The organism is Comamonas sp. MYb69 (genome assembly GCF_037479315.1).
Taxonomy (GTDB): Bacteria; Pseudomonadota; Gammaproteobacteria; order Burkholderiales; family Burkholderiaceae_C; genus Comamonas.
Genome location: NZ_JBBGZG010000023.1, coordinates 24,494 through 49,060 on the forward strand (window position 1 = coordinate 24,494; position 24,567 = coordinate 49,060).

Genomic DNA, 24,567 nt, shown 5'->3' on the forward strand with positions numbered 1-24,567 from the left:
AGGCCTTGCATGATGGTGGCAACGGCATCAGCGCGCCCATCGGCGCTGCGCAGGCCGCTGCATGGGGCCGCCTGGTGCCTGGGCGCGGCACTGGCGCTGCTGCTGAGCGTGGCGCTGGGCATCGCCGTTGGCGAGACGGCGCTGTCGCCCAGCCTGGTGCTGCAGGTGCTGGCCAACAAGCTGGCCGGTGCCAGCTATGCCATCGATCCCATCAGCCAGGGCATTGTCTGGAACTACCGCTTGCCCCGGGCGCTGGTGGCGGCCAGCTGCGGCGCGGGCCTGGCGGTCTCGGGCGTCATTTTGCAATCGCTGCTGCGCAATGCGCTGGCCGAGCCCTATTTGCTCGGCATCTCGGCCGGGGCCTCCACCGGCGCAGTGCTGGTGACCGTCGTCGGCATCGGTGCGGGCGCCATATCGATGACCGTGGGCGCCTTTTTTGGCGCGCTCTGCGCGTTTGCGCTGGTCGCCATGCTGGCCCACGCCGCCGGCAGTGGTGGGCTGCGCAACAGCGGCCAGATTGTGCTGGCCGGCATTGCCGGCTCGCAGCTGTTCAATGCGCTGACCTCGCTGATCATCACCAAGTCGGGTAGTGCCGAGCAGGCCCGGGGCATCATGTTCTGGCTGCTGGGTAGCCTGAGCGGCGTGCGCTGGCCCGATACCGTGCTGACGGCCTGCATCGCGATCACCGGCCTGCTGCTGTGCCTGCTGCATACGCGCGCGCTCGATGCCTTCAGCTTTGGCAGCGAATCGGCGGCCGCGCTGGGCGTGCCGGTGCGCCGCGTGCAACTGGTGCTGCTGCTGGCCGCTGCGCTGATGACGGCCGTCATGGTTTCCATCGTCGGCGCGATCGGCTTTGTCGGCCTGGTCATTCCGCATGCGGCGCGCATGCTGGTCGGCGTCAGCCACGGCCGCCTGGTGCCTGCCAGCGCGATGATGGGCGCGGTGTTTCTGATCGCCGCCGATGTGCTCTCGCGCACCCTGATCCGGGGCCAGGTGCTGCCGATTGGCGTGATCACCGCCCTGGTCGGCGCGCCGGTGTTTGCCTGCATTCTGCTCAAAAGCCAGCGGAGGCGCGGATGACGGCGGAACCGGTAACCGCTGCGGATCAGCCGGTGTTGCAGGCCTGCGCGCTGGGCCTGCGCCTGCAAGGCCGGCCGGTTGTCGAGCAGGTCAGCTTGCCGGTGCAGCGCCAGGAGATGCTGGGCTTGATTGGCCCCAATGGCTCGGGCAAATCCAGCCTGCTGCGCTTGCTCGCCGGTGTGATCCGGCCCAACGAGGGCCAGGTGCTGCTGCAGGGCCAGCCGCTGCACAAGATGGGGCGCCGCGCCATTGCGCGCGAGCTGGCCCTGGTGGCGCAGATGGCCGAGACGCAGGATGCCATCAGCGTTGAAGACGCGGTGGCGCTGGGGCGCACGCCCTGGCTCTCGGCGCTGCAGCCTTTTGCCGCGCAGGACTGGGAGGCCGTGCAGCAGGCCCTGGATGCCGTGGGCATGGCGGACCGCCGCCACAGCGCCTGGCACAGCCTCTCGGGTGGCGAGCGCCAGCGTGTGCACATCGCACGCGCGCTGGCGCAGCAGCCCGGTGTGCTGCTGCTCGATGAGCCCTGCAACCACCTCGATATCCACCAGCAGCTGTCGCTGATGGCCTTGATCCGCAGCCTGCCCGTCACCAAGGTCGTGGCCCTGCATGACCTGAACCAGGCGCTGGCCTGCGACCGGCTGGCCGTCATGCAGCAAGGCCGGCTCGTCGCACTGGGCCGGCCCGAGCAGGTGCTTGATGCCGCGCTGCTGGCGCAAGTTTTTCGCGTCGAGGCCAGCGCGCTGGTCGACCCCTGGGACGGCAGCCGCGTGCTGCGTTTTCGTCCGCTTTCTTCTTCCTGACTGTGAGCCGATATGCCCACCCTGAACCACCGAACCTGGCTACCTGTTGTGTTGAGCGCCTTGCTGTGCAGCCAGGCGGGTGCCGAGACTTTTGAAGTCAAGATGCGCAACCGCAGTGCCACCGGTCCGATGACCTATGAACCCGAGTTTTTGCAGATCAAGCCGGGCGACAAGATCAAGTTCCTGGCCAGCAGCAGCGGGCACGACGCGGTCAGCATCCCGGGCATGGCGCCCGCCGGTGCCAAGCCCTTCAAGGGCAAGATCAACGAGGAGATCGAGGTCAGCTTTGATGCCCCGGGCCTCTATGGCGTGCAGTGCCTGCCCCATTACGCAATGGGCATGGTGATGCTGGTGCAGGTGGGTGATGCGCCGCTGCCCGGCCTGCAGGTACCTGCCGAGGTGCCCGAGCGCGCGCAGCAGCGCTTCAAGGACATCGTCAGCCGCGCCTCGGCGCCGCGCTGAACCGCTATCGCAATTTGGTTAACACAAGACAATGACTTATTTCAAATGGATGGCGCGCAACAGCGGCCTGGCGGCGCTGGCCCTGGCGGCAGGCCATGCGCAGGCGGGCGCGCAGGACGAGGCCAAGGGCTTCATCGAAGGCGCGAGCCTGGGCATGGTCAACCGCATGGTCTATGAGCAGCTGGACTACCGGCGTGGCGACAGCACCCGCGTGGTGTCGGGCGGCGCGCGCTCGGACAAGGCCGCTGAAGCCGGCTATGGGCTGATGCTGAACTTCAGCTCGGGCTACACGCAAGGGGTGGTCGGCCTGGGGCTCGATGCGCATGCCTATGGCGGCATCAACCTGGGCTCGGAGGCCGACAAGGTGCGCAGCAACCCGCGCTATATCGCCAAGGACGGCACGGACCTGCAGGACAGCTTTGGCCGCGCAGGGGCGGCGCTCAAGCTGCGCTGGTCGTCGACCGAGCTGAAAGTGGGCGAGATGCGCAGCAAGAACCCGATCTTTCACTCCTCCGACACCCGCCTGCTGCCCGAGACCAACCGGGGCTGGCAGATCAGCAGCAACGATATTGCGCAACTGACGCTGCAGGCCGGCCGCTTTACCCGCTGGGCCGACCGCAATGCGCGCAAGAACGGCCAGCCCCTGCTGGCCAATTACTCAGGCGTGCAAGGCGATGCCTTCAGCTTTGCCGGTGGCAGCTGGGCCACGCCCTGGAGCGGGCTGAGCCTGTCAAGCTACGTCGGCCAATACGAGGATGTCTGGAACACCTGGTACCTGGGCGGCGTCTACAAAAAGGCGCTGGCCGAGAAGCAAAGCCTCTCGCTGAGCCTGAACCTGTACCGCAACAAGGACACCGGCGCGGCCAAGGCCGGCCGGGTGGACAACCTGACCTGGAGCCTGATGGCGACCTATGCGGCCGGCATGCACCAGCTGGGCCTGGGTTACCAGAAGGTCGATGGCGATACGCCATTCGACTATGTCAACCGGGGCTCCATCTGGCTGGACAACGCGATGCAGCTGTCGGACTTCAATGCGCCGCATGAGGCGTCCTGGCAGCTCAAGTACGAGGCCGATCTGGGCCAGTGGCTGACGCCGGGCCTGCGCGCGGGCGTCGCCTATACACGCGGCTCGGGCATTGACTACAGCCGTGCCGGCAGCGTGTATGCCAACTACCTGGGCGCCAGCGGCCGTGGCGGCCGACACTGGGAGCGCGACATGCTGCTGCGCTACACCGTGCAGCAAGGCCAGGCCAAGGGGCTGGCGCTGCAGCTGCGCTACGGCGTGCACCGGGCCAACCAAACCCAGGGCGAGCTGAATGTGAACCAGGTGCGGCTGCTGGCGGAGATGCCCTTGCAGATTTTCTGAGGTAGTAGCGCGGCAAAGGAGGGCAATGGCGGCCAGCGCTGCCTGGCTGCAGGCCGCAGCCCAAGCGGCTATGATGGGCGCTCCCCCGATTGCCCATCCGTTCTTTGGAACGTCCCTGTCAGACCATGCAACGTCCTACCCGCCAGCGCGCCGCCATCGCCGATGCCTTTGCATCGCAAGGCCGTCCACTCTCACCCCAAGAGGTGCTGGAGATTGCGGGTGCTGCGCTGCCGGCGCTGGGCATTGCGACCGTCTACCGCAACCTCAAGTTGATGACGGAAGAGGGCCTGCTGCGCGTGGTAACCTTGCCCGGTGGCCTGCCGCTGTATGAGCCGGCGACGCACGACCACCACCACCACTTCCAGTGCAACAGCTGCCGCCGGGTGTTTGATATCCAGGCCTGCCCGGGCGACCTCAAGGGCATGGCGCCGCCGGGCTTTCTGGTCGAGGGCCATGAGATCACCTTGTACGGCCAGTGCAAGGACTGCCTCAGCGGTGCAGGGCCTGCAGCCTGAGGCAGCGTAAAAAGCGGCTTAGAGGTACTTGAGCCAGGTGATATCGCGCCTGCGGGCCTTGAAGGCGGCAAAGGCCTTCACCGCCGGGTACAGCGCAAAGCCCATGGCCACCGTGGTGATCCACACCATCCAGATCGCATCAAAGCCAAACACCTCACCCTGGTTGTTGCCCCAGATCGCCAGCGCGCCCAGGTAGAGGAACTTGAGCACATAGAGGTGCAGCACATAAAAGAACATCGGCGCGGCGCCAAACACGGTCAGCGGTGCCAGCCAGCGCATCTGTGGCCGGCGCTCAAAGGCGCGCAGCAGCAGCAGGCCGATGCCCAGGGTCAGCGCCAGAAACAAGAGGGACGGCGGGTACTTGGTGATGTTCAAAAAGCCCATGGCGCTCACGAGGAACGAATCGGCTGCGACCCAGGGCTTGTCGCCATAGACGTTGGCGGCACGCAGCAGCACAAAGCCCACCAACAGGCCCAGGCCCCAGGTCAGCAGGCGGCGCTGGCGCTGCAGTGCATCGGCACCCTTGGCAAACCAGGGGCCCATCGCGTAGCCCAGTGCGATCACGCCGATCCAGGGCAGCAGCGGGTAGGAGGTGCGCAGGCGCAGGGTCTCGCTTACATCAATCCAGCCCCGGTCATGCAGCACGGCCCAAAGCGTGTGCAGCGCATGGTCGGGCGCAAAGTGCAGGTGGTCGAGCAGGTTGTGGCCGGCAACCAGCAGCAGGCCCAGCGGAATGATCAGGCGGCGCGGAAGCCACACGAGGGCCGACAGCATCAGCATCGACAGGCCAATGGCCCAGATCACCTGCAGGAAGATCTTGGTGGGCGGGAACTGGAAGGTCCAGGCAAAGTTGACCACGGTCACCTCCAGCAGCACCAGAAACAGCCCGCGCTTGAACAGAAACCCCGAGGCCGCCGCGCGCCCGTCTTCGTACTTGCTGCCGTACAAAAAGGCCGACAGGCCCGTGAGCAGCACAAACACCGGCGCGCACAGGTGGGCGAGCAAGCGGCTGAAAAACAGCTCCGGTGCGGTGGCCGAGACATCCATCGGATCGGGCACCTGGTGGTGCAGGTAGAAGGTCTCGCGCACATGGTCGATCAGCATGAAGAGGATCACCAGGCCGCGCAGGGCGTCAATGGATTGCAGGCGGCTGGCGCCCGGCAAGGCAGCAGGGATGCGGGGGAGGATGGGGGTGTCGGAGGACATGGAGCAGGCAGGCGAGATGGGCGGGCGAAAGGCGTATCAAATGATATTGATTGCGCATTATCATTTATATCGGCTGCCTGGTTGGGCTGGGAGGCCGAAATTCGCCGCCCCTGCTCCGTGCTCAGCCGATCAGCGGCTGGTCATCGATTTCATTGCCTGCCGCCGAGGGCGCGGCACCGCGTGGGAACTGCTGCTCCAGATGGCGCGATACTTGGCCGATGGCCGCCAGCAAGGCCTTTTCGTACTGGCCGCTGCGCAGTTCGCTGGCCAGGCTGTCGACCATCGCCTGCCACTGCGGGCCGCTGACGCAGCGCGATACCGCCCGGTCGGCGACGATCTCGATCGCATGGTCGGTCAGCAGCAGGTAGATGAGCACGCCATTGTTGTGCTCGGTGTCCCAGACGCGCTGCTTGCCAAACTGCATCACCGCGCGCTCGCGCGCAGGCGCATCGCGGCGGATATAGCTCCAGGGAAGGGCGCTTTCCACATAGATGCGGATCTGGCCGCTGTGCCTGGCCTCCGAGGCCGCGATGGCCTGCGCCAGGCGCTGCCGGGCGTCATCGGGCAAGGCATGGGAGGCATCGCGCTCCAGAAAGCGGTGGCGCAGTTGCCTGCCCCAGCGTTGCAACCAATGGCCCATCACCAACTCCCCGAGGCGCCACCGCCCCCAAAATTGCCGCCGCCGCCGGAGCTGAATCCGCCGCCACCACCGCCGCCGCCGCCAAATCCACCCCCGCCAAAGCCGCCCCCGCCGCCAAAGCCACCGCCACCCCCGCCGATTGAGCTGCCCCCGCGCATGGTGCCGGCCAGCAAGACCACAAAGAGCGCAGCAACGCCCGCGCCAATGCCCAGCAGCACGCTGGACGTGAGCCAGGCCGCTACCAGGCCTGCTGCGCCGCCGGTGGCCAGCGAGCCCAGCGCGCGGCCCAGCATGCTGCGCAACACGCTGCCGCCCACCATCACAAAGATAAAGAAGAACAGCAGCAGCTGCGCCGGGTCATCGGGCAAGGCCGACGACGCCTGGTTGTGGGCAGGGGGCGTGCTGCGGGGCGGCGGCAGCGCCTCGCCCTTGATGAGCGCGCTGATCTGGGCCAGGCTGTCGCCAATGCCGGCGGCAAAGTTGCCGGCGCGGAAAGCCGGCGCCATCGTCTGGTCAATGATGCGCGCAGCGCGCAGATCGGGGATCGCGCCTTCCAAGGTCTTGGCGACCTCGATGCGCATGCGCCGGTCGTCCTTGGCCACCAGAACCAGCAGGCCATCGCCCACGTCCTTGCGGCCAATCTTCCAGGTGCTGGCCACGCGCTGGGCATAGGCGGCAATGTCTTCGGGGCTGGTGCTGGCGACCATCAGCACCACGACCTGCGCGCCGGTGTCGCGCTCCAGCGCCGTCAGCTGCGCTTCGAGCTGGGCCTGGTCCTGCGCGCTCAAGGTGGCGGTCTGGTCGATCACATGGGCGCTGAGCGCCGGCACCGGCTGCACGGCAGCGCGCGCTGGCGCGCTGAGCCAGGGCAGCAGCACGGCCACTGCCAGGGCCAGCACCCAGGCCAGCGGCGGGCGCCAAGCGGGCATCCGGGCCATGCGCTTACTTCCGCTCGGACGAGAAGTCGACGCTAGGCGGCTGGGAAATCTGGGCCTCGTTCTGCACCGTGAAATTGGCCTTGGGCTGGTAGCCAAAGACCTTGGCCGTCAGGTTGGTGGGGAACACGCGGGCCTTGATGTTGTAGGCCTTGACGGTGCCGATGTAGCGGTCCCGCGCCACGGCAATGCGGTTTTCTGTACCTTCCAGCGTCACACGCAGATCGCGGAAAGCCTGGTTGGCCTTGAGCTCGGGGTAGCGCTCCGAGACCACCATCAGGCGCGACAGCGCGCTCGACAGCTCGCCCTGGGCCTGCTGGAACTTGTTGAAAGCTTCGGGGTTGTTCACCAGCTCGGGCGTGGCCTGGATCGAGGTGGCCTTGGCCCGCGCCTCGATCACCTTGGTGAGCGTGTCCTGCTCGAAGTTGGCCTCGCCCTTGACCGAGGCCACGATGTTGGGCACCAGGTCCGCACGGCGCTGGTACTGGCTCAGCACCTCGCTCCAGGCGGCGGTGGATTCTTCGTCCAGCCGTTGAAAATCGTTATAGCCGCAGCCCGTCAGTGCCAGCGCTGCGGCTGCTACCACCAGAAATCGTTTCCATGCGTTCATGAGGGCTCCTCGCCATGTTCAGAGCCGCCATTGTTACCGATCTGGCAGCGGCCCATTGTCAGCGATTATTGACGGTCTGAGGGGTGCATGACCGGCATGCCTGCGTTGGCGCATGCAGTAGGATCGCCAGATGGACGATATCGTGAAACAAGCCATGGCCAAATGGCCCAACGTGCCCGCCTGCTGGGGCTGGCTGGCGCTGGATGCGCGCGGCAACTGGTGGTTGCGCGATGCGCACGCCCAGGCCGCCGGCGCTTTTGCCAGTGGCCTGCCAGGCGCCAAGGGCTCGCGGGTGGAGCATGACAAGCTCGCGCAGTTCATTGCCCGCAATTACCTCGCGGATGCCCAGGGCTGCTGGTATTTCCAGAATGGCCCGCAGCAGGTGTTTGTGGAGCTGGAGGCCACCCCTTGGGTCTGGCGCGCGCAGTGGCGCGATGAGGCCCTGCTGCTGCATGCCCATACCGGTGCGGTGCTGGCGCCTGCGCAGGTGCAGGCGGTGCTGGCCGATGAGCAAGGCGCCGTCTACCTGCACACGGACCAGGGCCTGGGCATTGTGCATACGCAGGATGTGCTGGATGTGTCGCAGGCCCTGGAGCAGGGCCTGCTGCCCGAGCCCACCGAAGTGGCCAGCGTGCTGCTGGAAAAGCGCTATGGCTTTGTGCGCTCTCCCGCCGCGCTGAAGGCGGCGGGCCGGGCTTGATCTTTTAGCGGGCGCAGTGGACAGCCTGCTTATTGCGCTTGCTCCACCATGTACTGCACCGCCGCATGGATCTCTTCATCCGATGCGCTGGAGCCGCCGCGTGGGGGCATGGCGCCCTTGCCGCTGATGGCGATCTTCACCATGCTGTCGATGCCCTGGGCGATATAGGGTGCCCAGGCGGCCTTGTCACCGAACTTGGGCGCGCCTGCCACACCAGCGGCATGGCAGACAAAGCAGGCCTTGTCATACAGCGCCTTGCCATTGACGGCGGCACTGGCCGTGGGAGCGGCGGCTGCAGGTGCTGCGGCAACGGCCGCTGCAGGCTCGGCGCTTGCCGCAGCAGGGGCACTGGTGGCGGCCGGTGCAGCCGCAGCAGAAGCAGCGGCGGGGGCGGCACTGCCCGCATCGGCGCTGGCAGCGGCAGGGCGCTGGGGTTCGTCAAATTTGGCGCCTGCGGCATTGGCCATGTAGACCACGCCGCGCGCGATTTCGGTGTCTTCAAAGTCACCCCCGCCTTGCGGGGCCATGGCGCCCTTGCCGGCCAGGGCCGAGTGCAGCAGCGCTTCGAGGCCGGTCTTGATGCGCGGCGCCCAGGCAGCGGCATCTTCAAACTTGGGGGCGCCGGCGGTGCCGGTGGCATGGCAGGTGGCGCACTGGGCCTGGTAGACCTCCTGGCCGGATTTGAGGGGGCGGTTGGCGTCGCGTATTTCGACCGAGCCCACTTTCTGCAGCCGGCTTTCGATGGAGCCCGCGTTATCGGCGGCGCCGGGGCCGGATTTGTTGGCAGAGGTCACATAGGTCACCAGACCGATGATGGCAAAAACCGGAATCACAAAAGCAAAGATCACCGTCCACAAAAACTGCTTGGGTGTTCTGACCGGGCCCGTGTGTGCTTCTTCTTGCTGGATGTCGCTCATGGCTTCCTCAAATTCTTTGGGGGCTTGTTGTTCATCGTGCAGAGGCCAAAATCATTATATCGACGGGTTTTTTGGCATGGCCTCCGGGCTAATACCTGCAGGCAAACCGCCACACTTGCGGCGCCGGCGCATAAAAAAATGGCTTGCCAGGGGGCTGGCAAGCCATTGTGGGGCCGCAACTGCGGGCGTTAACCTATGGTTTGCCAGCAGTGGGCGCCGCCTGTGCGACAGTGTCGGCCGGTGCCGGATCGGTCCAGCCGCCGCCCAGCGCCTTGTACAGGCCGACCTGGTTTTGCAGCTGGGTCAGGCGCACTTGCACCACCGCTTGCTGCAAGGTGAACAGCGAGCGCTGCGCATCGAGCAGGTCCAGGTAGCTGGCCACGCCGTTCTTGTAGCGCAGGTCCGACAGCTTCAGACGTGCCGACTCGGCCTCGACCTGGGCTTGCTGCGACTGCAGCTGGTCGGACAGCGTCTGGCGGCTGACCAGGGCATCCGACACTTCGCGGAACGCCGTCTGGATGGCCTTCTCATACTGCGCTGCAGCAATCTGCGTCTGCACCTGCGCCACTTCCAGGTTGGCCTGGTTGCGGCCGGCATTGAAGATCGGTAGGTACAGCGAAGGCGCGATCGTGAAGCCCTTGGATTTGGAGTCGAACAGGTCGGACAGCTCGGAGCTGGCAAAGCCGGCGCTGGCCGTCAGCGAGATCGCCGGGTAGAACAGCGCGCGCGCCGCGCCAATGTTGGCATTGGCGGCGATCATGGTCTGCTCGGCCTGGCGCAGGTCGGGGCGGCGCAGCATCAGGTCCGAGGGCAGGCCCGCTGGCACATCGGCCATCACCGGCAGATCGGTCAGGCGCTTGCCCTGCAGGCTGGTCAGCAGCTCGGCCGGTGGCGTCTGGCCCAGCAGCAAGGTCAGGGCGTTGACATCCAGCGCGCGCTGGCGCAGTTGCTGGGCCAGGGTGGCCTTGGCGTTTTCCGTCAGCGACTGGGCCTGGCGGTAGTCCAGCTCCGAGGCCACGCCGGCGTCGAGGCGCAGCTTGGACAGCTTGATCGACTCTTCCCGCGTCTCCAGCGTGCGGCGCGAAATGTCGATCAGCTCCTCGTCGGCCTGCAGGGTCAGCCAGGCATTGGCGACCGAGGCCACCAGGCTGATCTGGGCCGACTTGCGGCCTTCTTCGGTGGCCAGGTACTGGGCCAGAGCCTGCTCCTTGAGGCTGCTGATGCGGCCAAAGAAGTCAATCTCCCAGCTCTGGATGCCGACCCCTACGCTGAAGGCATTCGCATAGCCGCCCGTGATCTGGCTGCGCTGGCGCGAGGCTGCACCCGAGACGCCCACTTCCGGAAAGCGCTGGGCGTCCTGGATCTGGTAGAGCGCACGGGCCTGGGCGATGTTGAGCACCGCCACGCGCAAGTCACGGTTGTTGTCCAGCGCGGTCTGGATCAGCTGCTGCAGGCGCGTATCGGTGAAGAAGTTCTGCCAGGGAATGTCGGCCGCGGCCTGCTGCGTCTGTTCCGTGGCCACCGGGTACTGCGCCGCCACCGGGGTGGCAGGCTTGTCCAGTGACGGAATCAGCGAGCAGCCCGAGGCCAGCAGGGCCGCAGCCAGAACGGTTGGTATCAGTTTCTTATTCATGGTGGGTTCCTTTCCCCACATTGGCAGACAGAACGGCGTCGTGTCCGCTATCGGGCGAATGCGGCGCGGGCGGGCTGCCTTGCGGTCCCTTGTCCTGCTCGCCCTTGCGGCCAAACAGACGGAAGACCTCGACAAAGAACACCGGCACCAGGAACACGGCCAGGAAGGTGCCGATGATCATGCCCCAGAACACGCCGGTGCCGATCTCGTGCTGGCTCACGGCGCTGGCGCCCGAGGCGATGTACAGCGGCACCACACCCAGGATGAAGGCGAGCGAGGTCATCAGGATCGGGCGGAAACGCAGGTGACCGGCTTCGAGCGCTGCATCGAGCGCGCTCATGCCCTGGTCGTGCAGGTCCTTGGCGAACTCCACAATCAAGATGGCGTTCTTCGCAGACAAGCCGATCACGGTGATCAGCGCCACCTGGAAGTAGATGTCGTTGGGCATGCCACGCAGGTGCATACCGGCAACGGCGCCCAGCACGCCCAGTGGCACCACCAGCAGCACGGCCAGCGGAATGCTCCAGCTCTCATACAGCGCTGCCAGGCAGAGGAACACCGCCAGGATCGAGAACGCGTACAGGATCATCGCCGACGAGCCGGCTTTCTTTTCGTCCAGCGACTGGCCGGTCCACTCGTAGCCAAAGCCTTGGGGCAGCTCGGCCGATAGCTTTTCCATCTCTGCCATCGCGTCACCGGTGGTGTAGCCGGGCTTGGCCTGGCCGGTGATGCTCATCGACGGATAGCCGTTGTAGCGCGACATCTGCATCGGGCCGGTGATCCACTTGGCGGTCACCAGGGTCGAGAGCTCGACCAGCTTGCCATCCGCATTGGGCACGGTCAGCTTCAGCACATCCTCGGGCTGCATGCGGGTGGCGGCGTCGGCCTGGATGGTCACGCGCTGCATATAGCCCTTGTTCGGGAAGTCGGTCGAGTTGCTCGAGCCCAGTGCCGTCGACAAGGTGGTGGCGATATCGCCCATGCTGACCTTTTGTGCCGATACCGCATTGCGGTTGATATCGACCTGCCACTGCGGCGCGTCGTCCACACCGTCAAAGCGCATACCGGTCAGGATGGGGCTCTTGCTCGCCTTGGCGATCAGGTCATTGCGGGCCTTGAGCAGCTCGGCGTGACCATGGTTGCCCCGGTCCTGCAGACGGAAGGTAAAGCCATCGCTGTTGCCCAGCTCGGAGATCGATGGTGGCACCAGGGTGTAGATGAAGCCATCGCGCAGGCTCATCATCGCGCCCATGGCACGGCCGGCGAACGACGAGGCATCCGAGCCCGGCGCGGTGCGCTCGGACCAGTCCTTGAACACCGTGAAGGCCAGACCCATGTTCTGCGCTTGACCGGCAAAGCTGAAGCCCAGAATGCTCACGATGTTGGCCGTCTCGGGTTGCGCCAGGGCAAAGTCTTCGAGCTGCTTCATGGTCTCGCTGGTGCGCTCCTGGGTGGCACCCGGGGGCAGCTGCACCAGGGAGATCACATAGCCCTGGTCTTCCACCGGCAGGAACGCAGTGGGCAGTGCCTTGAAGCCAAACACCACACCAACGATCACCGCTGCATAGACCAGGAAGGCCATGAACGTGCGCTTGACGACGCCGACCAGGGTCTTTTGGTAGCCCTTGGTGGCCTTGCCGAACATGCGGTTGAACCAGTTGTAGAAGGGGCCCAGCAGGCCGGTCTTCTTGTCATGCGCATGGCCCTTGGGAATGGGCTTGAGCATGGTGGCGCACAGCGCAGGCGTCAGGGTCAGCGCGAAGAAGCCCGAGAAGAAGATCGAGATCGCCATCACCAGCGAGAACTGGCGGTAGATATTGCCGGTCGCGCCCGAGAACATCGCCAGCGGGATGAACACGGTCACCAGAATCACGGTAATACCGACCACAGCGCCCTGGATCTGGCCCATGGCCTTGATCGTTGCCTCCTTGGGCGATAAGCCCTCTTCGGACATGATCCGCTCGACGTTCTCGACCACCACGATCGCATCGTCCACGACGATACCGATCACCAGCACCATCGCGAACATCGACAGAATATTGATGGTCAGCCCCACGCTGTACATCACCGCAAAGGCCCCGAGCAGCGCAATGGGCACGACGATGGTCGGGATCAGGGTGTAGCGGATGTTCTGCAGGAAGATCAGCATCACGATGAACACCAGCACGATGGCTTCGAGCAGGGTGTGCAGCACTTTTTCAATCGAGATCTTGACGAACTTCGAGGTGTCATACGGCGCGGCCCACTTCACACCGGCTGGCAGGAAGGGTTCGAGCTCGTCCATCTTGCTGTAGACCTCTTTGGCGGTGGCCATCGCGTTTGCGGTCGAGGTCAGCTGCACGGCCAGCGCCACGGCGGGCTTGCCGTCCAGGCGCGAGTTGGTGGCATAGCTCTCGGAGCCCAGCTCCACGCGGGCCACGTCCTTGAGGCGCACGGTCGAGCCGTCCGAGTTGGAGCGTAGCACCACCTCGCCAAACTCTTCGGGCGTGGACAGCTGGCCCGGCACGACGATCGTGGCGTTCATCATGGTGCCCGGCAGGCTCGGCGTATCGCCCAGCGCGCCGCCGGAGATCTGCTGGTTCTGCGCGGCAATGGCGGCATTGATCTGTGCGATCGACATGCTGTAGCCCTGCAGCTTGGCAGGATCGACCCAGACGCGCATCGCGCGGCCGGCCGCAAACAGCTGGGCCTTGCCCACGCCGTTCAGACGCTGGATTTCCGGCACCACATTGCGGTTGACGTAATCGGAGATTTCGTCACGCGAGGTTTCGCCAGTGTCCGACTGGAAAGTCAGAATCATCAGGAAGTTGCTCATCGACTTGTCGACGCGCACCCCCAGCGATTGCACGATGCTGGGCAGGCGCGGCGTGGCGCGGGCCAGCCGGTTTTGCACATCCACCTGGGCCAGGTCGGGGTTGGTGCCGGGCTCGAAGGTCACGGTCAACTCGCCGCTGCCGGTGGCAGAGGCGGACGACGACATGTACATCAGGCCTTCGGCGCCGTTGATTTCCCGCTCGATCAGCTGCAGCACCGAGTCGGTCAGGGTCTGCGCGGTTGCGCCAGGGTAGGTCGCCGTCACCGTGATGGTGGGCGGCGCCACGCTCGGGAACTGCGCCACCGGCAGTCGGGTAATGGACACGATACCTGCGAGGACCACGAAGATCGCGATCACCCAGGCAAAAATCGGTCTGTGAATAAAGAACTTTGACATTCCGCTGTGTCCTGTTTATTTGCTGGCGGCGGTGTTGCCTGCAGCTTCTGGCGAGGCGGCGGGCTTGTCCGCAGCGGGTGCCTCAGCCTGGGGCGCTGCCCCGGCTGCGGGAGCCGCTGGCGCTGCCGCCTTGTCGCTCGGGTTCTTCCATGGCACTGGCGTGACGTGTGTCGCGCCCATGCCCAGCTTGATGAAGCCATCGACCATGACTTGGTCGCCCGCCTTGAGGCCTTCGCTCACCACCCAGTTCGTACCCTTGGACTGGCTGATCTGCACGGGCCGTGGGCTGACCGAGCCGTCGGCGGCGACGATCATCACGGTGTTGCCCTTTTCATTGCGGGTCACGGCCTGCTGGGGCACCAGCACGGCGTTGTCCACTTGGGCTTCCTGGATGTGCACACGCACATACATGCCCGGCAGCAGCAGGTTCTCGGGGTTGGGCAGCTCGGCGCGCACGCTCACCTGGCCGGTGGCTGGGTCCACCGTCAGATCGGTGAACAGCAGCTTGCCGGGGTGGGCATAGGGCTTGCCGTCGTCGGTGTAGACGATGACCTTGGCGGCGTTGTCGCCTGCCTTGGCCAGCTTGCCGGACTTGAGCGCCTCCCGCATGCGCAGGATGTCGGACGAGGACTGCGTCACGTTCACATACAGCGGGTTGATCTGCTGGATCACGGCCAGCTCGGTCACACCGCTTTGGCCCACCAGCGCGCCTTCGGTCACCAGGGAGCGGCCAATGCGGCCGGAGATGGGTGCCGTCACCGAGGCATAGCCCAGGTTGATGTTGGCGTTGGTGACAGCGGCTTTGCCGGCCGCGACCTGGGCCAGTGCGGCCTTTTCGTTGGCGACGGCAACGTCGTAGTCCTGCTTGCTGATGGCGTTGGCTTCGACCAGGGGCTTGTAGCGGCGGGCGGTGGATGCGGCCTGGGCCAACGTTGCCTGGGCCTGGGCCAGAGTCGCCTGTGCGCTTTCCAAGTTGGCCCGGTAGGGCGCATTATCGATCTGGAACAGCACCTGGCCGGCCTTGACGTCCGAGCCTTCGGTGAACAGGCGCTTTTGCAAGATGCCGGCTACGCGTGCACCCACTTGGGCCACCCGCACGGGCTCCAGGCGACCGGGCAGGTCGGAGACCACGGGGATGCTCTCGAGCTTCACCGTCAGAACGCTGACCTCAGGCGGCTTGGGTGCGCCTCCTTGCTGGGCTGCGTGTTCGTCTTTCTTGTTGCCGCAGGCGGTCAAGACCAGGGCAGCCACCAGCGTCAGAGCCAGCACACCGGTTGTACGGCGTGGGCTGGTAGCGGCTGGGCGGTTCCCGGTAGATTGGTTTGCTTCATACATCTGCTGCATGAAAGTCCCTTCGGTAGATGAGAAATGGTAAAGATGGAGAACCCGGAGGTCCCTCTAGGGCTTGTCTCACATCCGGGCGCGGATGATCCTCAATTCCCATGAAATTGCTGCGCGATTATACATACATGCGCAAATGTATAATTGTCGAAATTTGATAAATAAAGCACGGCCTTTGGGTTGACAAACAGGGGTCATGTGATTGCAAGAACGGAATACAAGCGATGGCCCGACGTACTAAAGCAGAGGCAGATGAGACCCGCATCAAGCTGCTGGATGCGGCAGAACAGGTGTTCTTTGAGAAGGGCGTTGCGCGCGCCTCGCTCAACGAAATCGCCCAGCGGGCAGGTGCGACCCGCGGGGCGGTGTACTGGCATTTCAAAGACAAGGTCGATGTGTTTTCATCGATGCTCGATCGCATTTGCATGCCCTTCGAGGAAATTTGTGACGACAAATACGGTGACCTCGCGCCGCTGGACCGCATTCGCCGGTCCATCTATGCGGTGTTTGACAGTATGGATGGGGATGAACGCCGCCGCAAGGTGTTTGACACGGCGCTGTTCAAGCTCGAATACGTCGGTGAGCTCGAGAGTGTGCGCGAAGGCCATGTCGAGAGTTTTGCCTGTTCGCAGCGCAAATTTGCCGCGGATCTGGAAGAGGCTGCCAGCCGGGACCAGGTGCAGATGCAGATGACGCCCCAGGAGGCGGCGCTGGGCTTGCACTCCCTGTTTGTCGGGCTGATCCATGGCTGGGTGCTCAATGAGGGCAACTTCCCGCTGCGCAGCATGGGTGAAAAAGCGGTCGAGGCCTATCTGGCCGGCCTGGGCTTTGGCCCCGGCAAGCTGGCTGCAGGCCGCTAAAGGTTTTTGATGGGCTGCCCCTGGCGCGATGCCCGGGCGACAACTGAACGGCCAGGGCATCCAAGCCATGCCATAATCTGCGGGTTGATCTGCAGCGCCTGGCGTCTGCAGCTTGTGCGGCTGTAGCTCAGTGGATAGAGTATTGGCCTCCGAAGCCAAGGGTCGTGGGTTCGATCCCCGCCAGCCGCACCAGTTTGCTATCCAAGGTAGTCCAAGGAAATCTCTCAAGCCCGCATGTTTACAAGCATTGCGGGTTTTTTTTGTCCAATGTACTCTTGCCTTGTCTATGGACATCTAGCGACAAAGTTGGTATTTTTGCTGGTATCTCTCATACCAACAACGACACATACCAACAATGCCGCTCACAGACACCTTCGTGAAACAGGCCAAGCACTCCGGCAAGCCTGCAGGGGATAAGCACAGCGATGGCGGGGGCTTGTATTTGCACATCATGGCCGCTGGCAAGTATTGGCGCATGGCTTACCGGTTTGGCGGTAAGCAAAAGACATTGGCGCTTGGTGTCTATCCAGCGGTCACACTCGCACAAGCTAGACGTCGGCGAGACGATGCAAGAATCAAGCTAGCGGAAAGCATTGATCCGAGCATTGCTAAGCAGGCGGAGAAAGCCGCGAGGGCTGTGGCGGGCGAAAGCACCTTTGAGGCAGTGGCGCGTGAGTACCATGGAGTAAAAAAAGGTGGGTGGAGCGAAAAGTACGCCATCAAGTGGCTACGTGGGCTAGAGAAAGACATATTCCCCTATGTGGGTAGCATGCAACTCATCGACATCACTGCCCCACTGATGTTGAATGCTCTTCGCAAGGTAGAACGTCGGGGAAATCGAGATGCTGCCCATACGCTGAGCCAGAATTCTGGACAGGTGTTTCGCTACGGCATTCAGACGGGACGTTGTGAGCGAAACCCTATGCCTGACCTACAAGGGGCTCTGGAGCCAGTTGTCGTCAAGCATATGCCTGCTGTGTTGGAGCCTTTGAAGGTGGGCGAACTCTTGCGTGCTTTTGATAGCTACAGCGGTCAGCCGATCACCAAAGCGGCACTGCAACTGTCTGCGTTACTGTTTCAGCGGCCAGCCAATATCCGCAAAATGGAGTGGAGCTGGATCAATCTTGAGGCTGGGATGCTTACCATTCCATCGGCATCGATGAAGCGCACGGTAGTGCAAAAGCTCAATGGAAGGCCTCACTTTGTTCCGTTAGCTCCGCAGGCGGTGGAGATTCTTCGAGAAATTCAGCCGCTCACTGGGTACCGGACGTTTGTGTTCCCCTCGACAAGGGGTGAAGGGCGACCTATGTCAGATATGACCATCAACGCAGCGTTGCGCCGCCTTGGATACAGTGGAGAAGAGATGACCGCCCATGGCTTTCGAGCGATGGCTCGTACGATGATGATCGAGCGCTTACCAGGCATCCATGCCGATGTGATTGAGGCCCAACTTGCGCATGGAAAATCTGGCCCTTTGGGAGCTGCTTACGATCGCGCCGAATTCATGGATCAACGTCGTCGGATGATGGGTGAATGGGCAGATTATCTTGATCACCTAAAGCAAGGTGCTGAACTGGTACCATTAAAGACAGCATAGATGTATGAATTTGCATTGTGGCCAGGATTTGCTATTTTGATGAATTGATTGAAATATCAACTTTATAAAACTGTAAAAAATGAATTTCAAACCTCCAATAGAAAGCCTTGTATCACCTCGGCCGGATGTTATCGGGAAGGCTACATTGGACCCTGTTGTCGAATACTGCGCCGAGATTGAAGAGGTAAACCATACAGATGTCAGTTCTCACGGTGATAACATAAAAAATGCGGATCCCTATGCATCGGATCCCTATGACAAATTAATTAAAATTAAACATCAAGTAAATAGTCTTTGTATCGAGTTAATGGAGCTGCAAGTCTTCACAGAGAGAGAATTGGATGTCTTTTTTTCTGAAGATGACCGCATGGCCCTTATAGAGCGAATCCGTACATCTCAATTTTTGCTTGAATCCGGAGTATTCAGAGATTTTTGTTTAACGAAGTCCTACGCAGTGCGTATGTGCAGAGAGATGCTGGAGCTTATACGTTACTACAGAAAGTGTTTTTATCGAGCTTACTTCCCCCTCGGTGATTCCCTGAATGGAGTTGAGGACGAAAAAACAAAAGAAGAAAAAGAGCCTGAGAAGAAAGATAGTGATAAAAAACAAAAGAAGAAAAAGCAGATTTGGTTTATCTGCGCAGAAGACTACTTTGTGCTGCTGAGATATATGTATATAAATATTGGTAAGATGCATGCTCTGGTTCACTATTTTGAACAAAATCAAATCAAGGCAGAGACTGTTGAGCGCGAATCTAAAAAATCCGATAGATTGGATTATAAAGAAGAAGTAAAGGAGGTGATGTTGGAGCTTCTGGGGGAGAAGTATGCACATCGCGGAGAGAGGTTTAAAACAATATCATCTGCAGTAAGAGAAGTTAAAAATGATTTTCAAGTTCGCTATCGTTTAATGCAGGAGAGTAACGTGGATCAGCAGTATTTTGATATTGAACATCTTGATAGGAATTTTAAAAAATATCTAAAAAGTGATGATGCTTATAGAAATGCAGTATCGCAATTCATTAACTTAAAGCACTAAAAGCCACCAAATGAAAAGCACTGCTGGCGTAAAAAGTAGTGCTTCTATCTCTAAATGCTGCTATATCCTACTGCATCCGAAAGTGTGGAAGCTGTGCCCAAACTCCTTGGTTTCCATCTTGCACAAATAGCTGGATCGAAAGAAGGCTTCATCGAAAGACTGAGTGTCATCCCTTCTGATTAAATATGTGGGATTTTGGGGGGTGTGGATCAATCCTACCAGATCATTCATCAATACACCTAAGGCACTTGCCCACGCTTTATGAATACGGCTATACATGTTGTCGTTATCTAAATTGAACTCTCCGATATGGGCATATGCATCGTTATTCAATAAAAGGTTTATATGGTAGTGAACCCTTCCGGTACTACTTACTTCTCGGCCCCATGTATATCGTACGTCCGTGTCATGCACGCGATTGCCCAACTTCCGGCTTTTACTTTGAGAGCTCTGGATCTGAGAGCGCAAAGATGAAATGAATTTATTGATTAAGTCGTTGTCATTTAATCCTGCTGAAAAATAGTTGTCGGGAATGTGCAGATCGAATCGCATCGAGCATACGCGAGGATATTTGTTTAATGCTTTTTCGAAGCAATTTAGTGATCTCGCAAGATTTTCCTTAATTAATGGCCCATGATTGATTTGCACTTCATGTCCTTGATAGAAAGGTTCATGATGAAGATGGTGATTAGTGTTGAGCGGATTGCGCTTCATGAGTTGTGTCTTGCGGTTATTAGTACATACCCTTCGAAGCTCTCTATAAATCTCAATATTTGTCTCTCATTTTTTCTTGCACTGGATGGGTGCAGTTGGGGGGTAGATGTGCCTATCAGTAGAGCTCGCTGGCTTAGTTGATTTCACCTGTCCTTTGATGCGATGGAGTTGATTGTTTACTGATCTCGTCAGTTGAGTTTGATCTTGTTTATTAATATCTTATTTATTAATAATACTTAAACATACACTGTTGCTCGGGGTGAAGTCATTAATAGTGATGGATATTCTTGCTGTTTGCAGCCATAAAGTGGACTTTCCATTTTAAAATTCACTCGGTAAAAAAATTATCCAAGAAGATGCCGGTTCCTGTCTTTATAATTTTCTATCCTTCAGCAATAGAAGTGCTTGGGAATCGCTCTATCAAATGCAAAAGGCTGCTACACCTGCTACGTAGCAGGTGTAGCAGCCACTTTATGAACTCAGACGCGAAGTTGGATCAGGGAAATGTTGGGAGTCTTACTCTGGAGCAAACTATTCCAGACATCTTCCATTGGGGGACTCAACTTTGGGATTGAGATCTGTCCATTGAAACCCGTGGTGTTGAGGATGACAGTACAGCTGCTACGTCCACCTTGTTGCCTTTCCACACGCACTAAATTTTTATTCTCCAAAATTCCCAAAGCAGTATCAAGCTCAATGCTTGAGCGACAGCCGTATGGTCCGTGGCGAAGTAGCCATGATTTGGGAAATCCGTAATATTTCCATTTATGGTGATTTTTGCAAAGAAATTCGTATACCTTGGTAGCATTCGAGTGAGCAATTGCTATCGGATCTTTGAATCCGAATAGTTTCTTGAATTCTGAAATGTAAACCTTACAAAGCTCGGCGGAGAACTGCGCAGTCTCGGCACTGATATCGCCCTTTAAACCACAGAAGCAGTGCAATACGGCAGCAATGCGGGACATATTGTTGGAAATCTTTGATGCAAAATCTTTGATGTCTGAAAGGACCCCATTTTGAGCGAGGGCTGACTCAACTTCGTTATAGAAATTCTTCCAGACTTTGGCAGCAGCAGGTGAGAAGTGAACTAGTTTTCTAGGTTGGCCATCAGCCCCCAGGGATTCAGGCAGCAGCTCAAGCGCTCGGTTTCGGAGCCAGTCAATATACTCTTGGTTTTTGGTTTTCTGAGACTCCTGAGTAGGTGCAAAATTACCAAAACGCGTGCCCTGTGTCGAATCAGGCTCGGTGACGAGGAATCGGGCAAAAAAGCCAGAAGAGCGTGCACCACTTTCCTTGCGTTTGAGGGCATGTTCAAGTGTTTTTTTCTGGATCATGGCGGAGATGGTCAAGCGTGCATTTCGCACGGTATAGCTTGGCTTTGAGGATCGGTCTACAAAGACATCTCCACCATCCCACACCTTATTGGCACGAAGAAGAAAGCCCAAATTTGCCCTCTCAAAAAGAATTCCTCCTTCGCTGGAGTTAAGAACTGCATTGGGAAAGGTATTGGCAAGGCTCTCCAGCAGAGCCGACATGGTGGTGTCCTCAAAAATAATGCGAAGCGTTGGAGTAGTTCGTGGTTCCTTTTCATAGTGTGCGCGCAGCTTGGCTTTGTGGTTCAAGATTGATGCTTCAACGCCCTGATCAACTGCACTGTCGAGCAGTTTTTGGTAAGCCTTGCGCTGGGATTTCCACATGTCGTATTCAACCTTATGCGCTGCAGGCTCTAAACAAATACCATCATTCTTCTCTTGCTCAAAATCGGAAACAATGCGCATGAACTTCGCATCCGTAGACGTCTTGCGCTCACCAGACTCGGCGATCGTGAGAATGAACAAGCTTGTAGGGCTACGGCCACCGCCTGGACAGGCGACATCGAAGAGGCCTTGAGTGCAGCTAGCCGCCATGGACAGTGCTGAGCCAAAGACCATGCCTACTGGAGACTGGATTTCGGATTGAACGGCATGAATGGCTTGTTTGAATGAAGCAAGCGAGTTGGTAATTTTCTCGGGCTCTTCAATATAAACAGTAGAAGTATCTATACTGATTTGGGAGGCATTGTTTGAGATTGTGTGGTTTTTCATAATTCTGACTTTTTTGGAAATTAATCGACAAAAACTCCCATCGCACCCGATTCTCATAAGAGTCATCGGGTGCATTTCTATTTGGAGTGGAAAATTAAGGGTGGCTGGTTTACTTACAACTGAACGTGCGCTAGATGCTATTGCTGAGGTTAGCAGTGACCTATTTCTAGCCAAGAAATAGATCAGCAGCGATGAGGCCTAGGCGCATTAGTGGACACGGGAGTTTTGAACCCAGTCCACGACTTCCGATTCAATCCATCCTACGGAGCGCAAACCCAGCCGGACACGTTTGGGAAACGTAGGATCAAAGCATGGGCTCGATGGGTCATATTTTGCGAAAAGCGTGCTGTGTGCAAGTCCCGTCATTTCTTTGACTTTTTGCATGCGCACAACACGGAAAGGGCGCTCATCTGGGGAAAATTGGTTCACTTTGAACTCCGTTAGTGGTTGTTGACGAAACGGAGTATCGGGATTCATCTGCAGCACAGGGGAACACGTGTATCAATAAAAAATTGATGAGGTACCGTGTATCACGTATCTTTCTGCGCCATAGCTTGCCATATATAAACTTTTCGCTCATTTTTTAGGAGCGTTAGGTTAGCTCGTTCTCTAAGCGAGCCATTGCTGGCTAGCGTATCTAAAGAAATAGCCCTCCTCCTCTGATCCCAAATCTCTTCAGTCATATATCCCTGATGTGATGAAGGAACGGTTTGCTGCGAATCGAGCTGTTCCGCATTGATTTCATCTCAATCTTCCATCCCATCGCGCCCCTGGCTTTCGAGCCCGGGGCGCTTTTCTTTACGTCAGGAGTTTCTATGTCTATCCAATGTCCTCATTGCCACGCTCTGAATGTCCGAGCCAAGGACATCGCCAAGGAGTTGGGCCAGCGTGTCGGTTCTGCCGCAGGTACAGCCACGGGCATCGCTGGTGCCATGCAGGGTGCCACTACCGGCGCATCTGTTGGGTTTGTGGGCGGCCCGGTCGGCGGGGTTCTGGGCTCCTTGCTCGGCGCCATCATCGGTGGTGTGCTCGGCGGTACCCTGGGTCACGAAGTCGGCGGCCGCATCGGCGAGCAGATCGACGAGACCTATCTGGACAACTACGAATGCCAAAGCTGCGGCAATTCGTTCAAGGCTTGATGCAAGGAGATCACCATGTCCCATCTCGTCGAAACCATGGCCTACGCAGGTCAGACCCCCTGGCACCAACTGGGCAACCACCTGCCTCGCAAGCAATCCCTCGATGTCTGGGCTCAAGCCGCAGGCATGCAGTGGCAGATCCTCGAAACGCCGGTGCGCTATCTGGCTGCTGACAGCTCGGAAGCGTCTTCTGCCATGTACGCCGAGCCCATGGAGTTCCCGGACCAGAAGGTGCTGTACCGCAGTGACACCAAGGCAGCGCTGTCAGTGGTCAGCAACCGCTACCAGGTGGTGCAGCCCCGCGATGTGCTGGAGTTCTACCGGGATCTCACGGAGCTTGCTGGTTATGAACTGGAGACGGCCGGTGTGCTCAAGGCAGGTCGCAAGTTCTGGGCCTTGGCCCGGACTGGCAAATCAGTTGCCCTCAAAGGCGATGACGTCGTCAACGGTTATCTGCTCTTGGCGACTTCCTGTGACGGCACCCTGGCCACGGTCGCCATGCCCACCACCGTGCGGGTAGTTTGCAACAACACCCTGGCGATTGCCTTGCAGGGAGCGACCAATGCCGTGAAGGTCTCCCACTCCACCCGCTTTGATGCCCAGGCCGTCAAACGTCAATTGGGTATTGCCGTGGGCCAGTGGGATTCCTTCATGTACCAGATGCGCACCCTGGCAGAACGCAAGGTCAAGAGCCACGAGGCCATGAACTTCTTCCTGAAGGTGCTGTGCGCATCAGACAAACCCGGTATCGGCGGAGCAGGGCAGTCCACGGGTTTGACCAATGAGCGGGCCTTGCAGAAGGCGCAGATGCTCTTTGACGGCCACGGGCGCGGCGCCACCCTGTCCGCAGCCCAGGGCACGGCCTGGGGTTTGCTGTGCTCAATCACCGAGTACGTGGACCATGAGCGCCGGGCTCGCAGCCAGGACAACCGCCTGGACAGTGCCTGGTTTGGTGTGGGGGCTGCGGTCAAACAGCGGGCACTGGAGCACGCCTTGCAACTGGTGGCCTGAATCCACGGGCTTGCTGCGCGCCTTTTGCCCTTCGGCCCTAGGCCTTCTCCCTCTGTCCCTTCCTTTCTCATTCAAAGCCTCTCGACGTCATAGGCCCTCACCACTGCGGTGAGGGCTTTGTGCTTTCGAGATTTTGTGGGCAGGGGACTGGAGAAGGAAGGCAATCGCCTGCATTGGTCTTTCCTTGTCTGTTTCTTTGTCTATTTCTTCACCCATTTCATTGGAGGCACCATGTCGACACCTGTTTTTAAACCTGTATCAGCCTCACAGGCCAGACGCCCCGCACTGCGCCTCGTTTCCACCCGGGACATGCCGCGCGAGACCTGGCTGGACGTGCGCCGCCAAGGCATCGGCAGCTCCGATGCTGCAGCTTCCGTGGGATTGAACCCTTATCAGTCCCAACTGGAGTTGTGGATGCACAAGACAGGCAAGGGCCACCTCCTGCCGACCGTGGATCCCAACGACGAGACCAGCCCCATGTACTGGGGCACCTTGCTCGAACCCATTGTCGCCGCCCACTACACCAAGCGCACCGGCAACAAGGTGCGCCGGGTCAATGCCGTACTGGGCCACCCCCAGGTTCCCTGGATGCTCGCCAACATCGACCGGGAAGTGGTGGGAGCTTCATGTCCGAGGGTGTGCAGAATTTTGTGTAAACGGCCAATTCACTGCAGGCGACAGCCTGCTTGTCCGTAAACACAATGACA

Annotated in this window: 22 protein-coding genes, 1 tRNA gene and 1 pseudogene; 13 read left to right on the plus strand and 11 right to left on the minus strand. The window is 59.9% G+C overall.

The window, feature by feature from the left end; translation table 11 throughout:
• Positions 1-9 precede the first annotated feature (9 nt).
• The 5 genes from WH303_RS23280 (at position 10) to WH303_RS23300 (ending at position 4,223) form a co-directional block, all read left to right on the plus strand.
• A complete protein-coding gene (locus WH303_RS23280; protein ID WP_339521260.1) occupies positions 10-1,080 on the plus strand; it encodes a FecCD family ABC transporter permease in 1,071 nt (356 codons plus the stop codon).
• Positions 1,077-1,880 (plus strand): ABC transporter ATP-binding protein, encoded by an 804-nt coding sequence (locus WH303_RS23285; RefSeq protein ID WP_339521261.1) that lies wholly within the window; start codon positions 1,077-1,079, stop codon positions 1,878-1,880. Before WH303_RS23280 ends, WH303_RS23285 begins: the two co-directional genes overlap by 4 nt.
• A 12-nt stretch (positions 1,881-1,892) precedes the next feature.
• Complete coding sequence (locus WH303_RS23290; protein WP_339521262.1) at positions 1,893-2,342, plus strand: pseudoazurin; 450 nt, start codon at positions 1,893-1,895, stop codon at positions 2,340-2,342.
• Between the two features lie 31 nt (positions 2,343-2,373).
• Positions 2,374-3,708, plus strand: coding sequence for an OprD family outer membrane porin (locus WH303_RS23295; RefSeq protein ID WP_339521263.1), 1,335 nt, complete (start codon positions 2,374-2,376; stop codon positions 3,706-3,708).
• Positions 3,709-3,833: 125 nt separating this feature from the next.
• Entirely contained in the window at positions 3,834-4,223 is a 390-nt protein-coding gene (locus WH303_RS23300) for a Fur family transcriptional regulator (RefSeq protein ID WP_021025628.1), read from the plus strand.
• Positions 4,224-4,241: 18 nt separating this feature from the next.
• Here WH303_RS23300 and WH303_RS23305 read toward each other — a convergent pair whose 3' ends face one another.
• The 4 genes from WH303_RS23305 to WH303_RS23320 form a co-directional block, all read right to left on the minus strand.
• Positions 4,242-5,429, minus strand: coding sequence for a DUF1624 domain-containing protein (locus tag WH303_RS23305; protein ID WP_339521264.1), 1,188 nt, complete (start codon positions 5,427-5,429; stop codon positions 4,242-4,244).
• Positions 5,430-5,550: 121 nt separating this feature from the next.
• Complete coding sequence (locus WH303_RS23310) at positions 5,551-6,069, minus strand: TPM domain-containing protein (RefSeq protein WP_339521265.1); 519 nt, start codon at positions 6,067-6,069, stop codon at positions 5,551-5,553.
• A complete protein-coding gene (locus WH303_RS23315) occupies positions 6,069-7,007 on the minus strand; it encodes a TPM domain-containing protein (RefSeq protein ID WP_339521266.1) in 939 nt (312 codons plus the stop codon). Before WH303_RS23315 ends, WH303_RS23310 begins: the two co-directional genes overlap by 1 nt.
• Before the next feature lie 4 nt (positions 7,008-7,011).
• Entirely contained in the window at positions 7,012-7,614 is a 603-nt protein-coding gene (locus WH303_RS23320) for a LemA family protein (protein WP_021027151.1), read from the minus strand.
• A gap of 130 nt (positions 7,615-7,744) precedes the next feature.
• On the opposite strand from WH303_RS23320, the gene WH303_RS23325 reads away from it, so the two are divergent.
• Positions 7,745-8,314, plus strand: coding sequence for a DUF2946 family protein (locus WH303_RS23325; RefSeq protein ID WP_339521267.1), 570 nt, complete (start codon positions 7,745-7,747; stop codon positions 8,312-8,314).
• Positions 8,315-8,343: 29 nt separating this feature from the next.
• Here WH303_RS23325 and WH303_RS23330 read toward each other — a convergent pair whose 3' ends face one another.
• The 4 genes from WH303_RS23330 to WH303_RS23345 all read right to left on the minus strand — a co-directional run bounded on the left by WH303_RS23330 (position 8,344) and on the right by WH303_RS23345 (position 15,410).
• Complete coding sequence (locus tag WH303_RS23330) at positions 8,344-9,231, minus strand: c-type cytochrome (protein WP_339521268.1); 888 nt, start codon at positions 9,229-9,231, stop codon at positions 8,344-8,346.
• Between the two features lie 193 nt (positions 9,232-9,424).
• A complete protein-coding gene (locus tag WH303_RS23335; RefSeq protein WP_339521269.1) occupies positions 9,425-10,864 on the minus strand; it encodes an efflux transporter outer membrane subunit in 1,440 nt (479 codons plus the stop codon).
• Positions 10,857-14,075 (minus strand): efflux RND transporter permease subunit, encoded by a 3,219-nt coding sequence (locus WH303_RS23340; RefSeq protein ID WP_339521270.1) that lies wholly within the window; start codon positions 14,073-14,075, stop codon positions 10,857-10,859. The genes WH303_RS23335 and WH303_RS23340 overlap by 8 nt, the downstream gene beginning before the upstream one ends.
• Positions 14,076-14,090: 15 nt before the next feature.
• Positions 14,091-15,410 (minus strand): efflux RND transporter periplasmic adaptor subunit, encoded by a 1,320-nt coding sequence (locus WH303_RS23345; RefSeq protein ID WP_339521276.1) that lies wholly within the window; start codon positions 15,408-15,410, stop codon positions 14,091-14,093.
• Between the two features lie 230 nt (positions 15,411-15,640).
• On the opposite strand from WH303_RS23345, the gene WH303_RS23350 reads away from it, so the two are divergent.
• The 4 genes from WH303_RS23350 to WH303_RS23365 all read left to right on the plus strand — a co-directional run bounded on the left by WH303_RS23350 (position 15,641) and on the right by WH303_RS23365 (position 18,912).
• Positions 15,641-16,276, plus strand: coding sequence for a TetR family transcriptional regulator (locus WH303_RS23350; protein ID WP_021027146.1), 636 nt, complete (start codon positions 15,641-15,643; stop codon positions 16,274-16,276).
• 116 nt (positions 16,277-16,392) lie between these two features.
• A tRNA-Arg gene (locus tag WH303_RS23355) sits at positions 16,393-16,468 on the plus strand.
• A gap of 163 nt (positions 16,469-16,631) precedes the next feature.
• Positions 16,632-17,873 carry a tyrosine-type recombinase/integrase gene (locus WH303_RS23360; RefSeq protein WP_021027145.1) on the plus strand — a complete coding sequence of 414 codons (1,242 nt, stop codon included), beginning with the start codon at positions 16,632-16,634 and terminating at the stop codon, positions 17,871-17,873.
• Positions 17,874-17,952: 79 nt separating this feature from the next.
• Positions 17,953-18,912: a hypothetical protein gene (locus WH303_RS23365; RefSeq protein ID WP_339521271.1), complete on the plus strand. Its 960-nt coding sequence runs from the start codon at positions 17,953-17,955 to the stop codon at positions 18,910-18,912.
• Between the two features lie 60 nt (positions 18,913-18,972).
• On the opposite strand, the gene WH303_RS23370 is transcribed toward WH303_RS23365, so the two are convergent.
• The 3 genes from WH303_RS23370 to WH303_RS23380 form a co-directional block, all read right to left on the minus strand.
• A complete protein-coding gene (locus WH303_RS23370; protein ID WP_339521272.1) occupies positions 18,973-19,626 on the minus strand; it encodes an inovirus Gp2 family protein in 654 nt (217 codons plus the stop codon).
• A 479-nt stretch (positions 19,627-20,105) separates the two neighbouring features.
• Entirely contained in the window at positions 20,106-21,710 is a 1,605-nt protein-coding gene (locus WH303_RS23375; RefSeq protein ID WP_339521273.1) for a YfjI family protein, read from the minus strand.
• 207 nt (positions 21,711-21,917) lie between these two features.
• On the minus strand, positions 21,918-22,187 hold the full coding sequence (locus WH303_RS23380) for an AlpA family phage regulatory protein (RefSeq protein WP_339521277.1): 270 nt from the start codon (positions 22,185-22,187) through the stop codon (positions 21,918-21,920).
• 233 nt (positions 22,188-22,420) lie between these two features.
• Between WH303_RS23380 and WH303_RS23385 the strand changes: the two genes are divergently transcribed.
• The 3 genes and pseudogenes from WH303_RS23385 to WH303_RS23395 form a co-directional block, all read left to right on the plus strand.
• A complete protein-coding gene (locus WH303_RS23385; RefSeq protein ID WP_339521274.1) occupies positions 22,421-22,849 on the plus strand; it encodes a hypothetical protein in 429 nt (142 codons plus the stop codon).
• Between the two features lie 15 nt (positions 22,850-22,864).
• Complete coding sequence (locus tag WH303_RS23390; RefSeq protein WP_339521275.1) at positions 22,865-23,860, plus strand: DUF932 domain-containing protein; 996 nt, start codon at positions 22,865-22,867, stop codon at positions 23,858-23,860.
• 231 nt (positions 23,861-24,091) lie between these two features.
• Positions 24,092-24,487 (plus strand): annotated as a pseudogene (locus WH303_RS23395) (YqaJ viral recombinase family nuclease); the annotation flags it as partial.
• Positions 24,488-24,567: the final 80 nt, after the last annotated feature.

Coding starts and splice junctions, on each gene's coding strand:
- WH303_RS23295 (WP_339521263.1), top strand. CDS start 2,374: ATGACTTATTTCAAATGGATGGCGCGCAACAGCGGCCTGGCGGCGCTG.
- WH303_RS23330 (WP_339521268.1), bottom strand. CDS start 9,231: ATGAGCGACATCCAGCAAGAAGAAGCACACACGGGCCCGGTCAGAACA.
- WH303_RS23315 (WP_339521266.1), bottom strand. CDS start 7,007: ATGGCCCGGATGCCCGCTTGGCGCCCGCCGCTGGCCTGGGTGCTGGCC.
- WH303_RS23305 (WP_339521264.1), bottom strand. CDS start 5,429: ATGTCCTCCGACACCCCCATCCTCCCCCGCATCCCTGCTGCCTTGCCG.
- WH303_RS23310 (WP_339521265.1), bottom strand. CDS start 6,069: ATGGGCCATTGGTTGCAACGCTGGGGCAGGCAACTGCGCCACCGCTTT.
- WH303_RS23350 (WP_021027146.1), top strand. CDS start 15,641: ATGGCCCGACGTACTAAAGCAGAGGCAGATGAGACCCGCATCAAGCTG.
- WH303_RS23300 (WP_021025628.1), top strand. CDS start 3,834: ATGCAACGTCCTACCCGCCAGCGCGCCGCCATCGCCGATGCCTTTGCA.
- WH303_RS23360 (WP_021027145.1), top strand. CDS start 16,632: ATGCCGCTCACAGACACCTTCGTGAAACAGGCCAAGCACTCCGGCAAG.
- WH303_RS23365 (WP_339521271.1), top strand. CDS start 17,953: ATGAATTTCAAACCTCCAATAGAAAGCCTTGTATCACCTCGGCCGGAT.
- WH303_RS23370 (WP_339521272.1), bottom strand. CDS start 19,626: ATGAAGCGCAATCCGCTCAACACTAATCACCATCTTCATCATGAACCT.
- WH303_RS23285 (WP_339521261.1), top strand. CDS start 1,077: ATGACGGCGGAACCGGTAACCGCTGCGGATCAGCCGGTGTTGCAGGCC.
- WH303_RS23280 (WP_339521260.1), top strand. CDS start 10: ATGATGGTGGCAACGGCATCAGCGCGCCCATCGGCGCTGCGCAGGCCG.
- WH303_RS23375 (WP_339521273.1), bottom strand. CDS start 21,710: ATGAAAAACCACACAATCTCAAACAATGCCTCCCAAATCAGTATAGAT.
- WH303_RS23335 (WP_339521269.1), bottom strand. CDS start 10,864: ATGAATAAGAAACTGATACCAACCGTTCTGGCTGCGGCCCTGCTGGCC.
- WH303_RS23390 (WP_339521275.1), top strand. CDS start 22,865: ATGTCCCATCTCGTCGAAACCATGGCCTACGCAGGTCAGACCCCCTGG.
- WH303_RS23345 (WP_339521276.1), bottom strand. CDS start 15,410: ATGTATGAAGCAAACCAATCTACCGGGAACCGCCCAGCCGCTACCAGC.
- WH303_RS23380 (WP_339521277.1), bottom strand. CDS start 22,187: ATGAATCCCGATACTCCGTTTCGTCAACAACCACTAACGGAGTTCAAA.
- WH303_RS23320 (WP_021027151.1), bottom strand. CDS start 7,614: ATGAACGCATGGAAACGATTTCTGGTGGTAGCAGCCGCAGCGCTGGCA.
- WH303_RS23325 (WP_339521267.1), top strand. CDS start 7,745: ATGGACGATATCGTGAAACAAGCCATGGCCAAATGGCCCAACGTGCCC.
- WH303_RS23340 (WP_339521270.1), bottom strand. CDS start 14,075: ATGTCAAAGTTCTTTATTCACAGACCGATTTTTGCCTGGGTGATCGCG.
- WH303_RS23290 (WP_339521262.1), top strand. CDS start 1,893: ATGCCCACCCTGAACCACCGAACCTGGCTACCTGTTGTGTTGAGCGCC.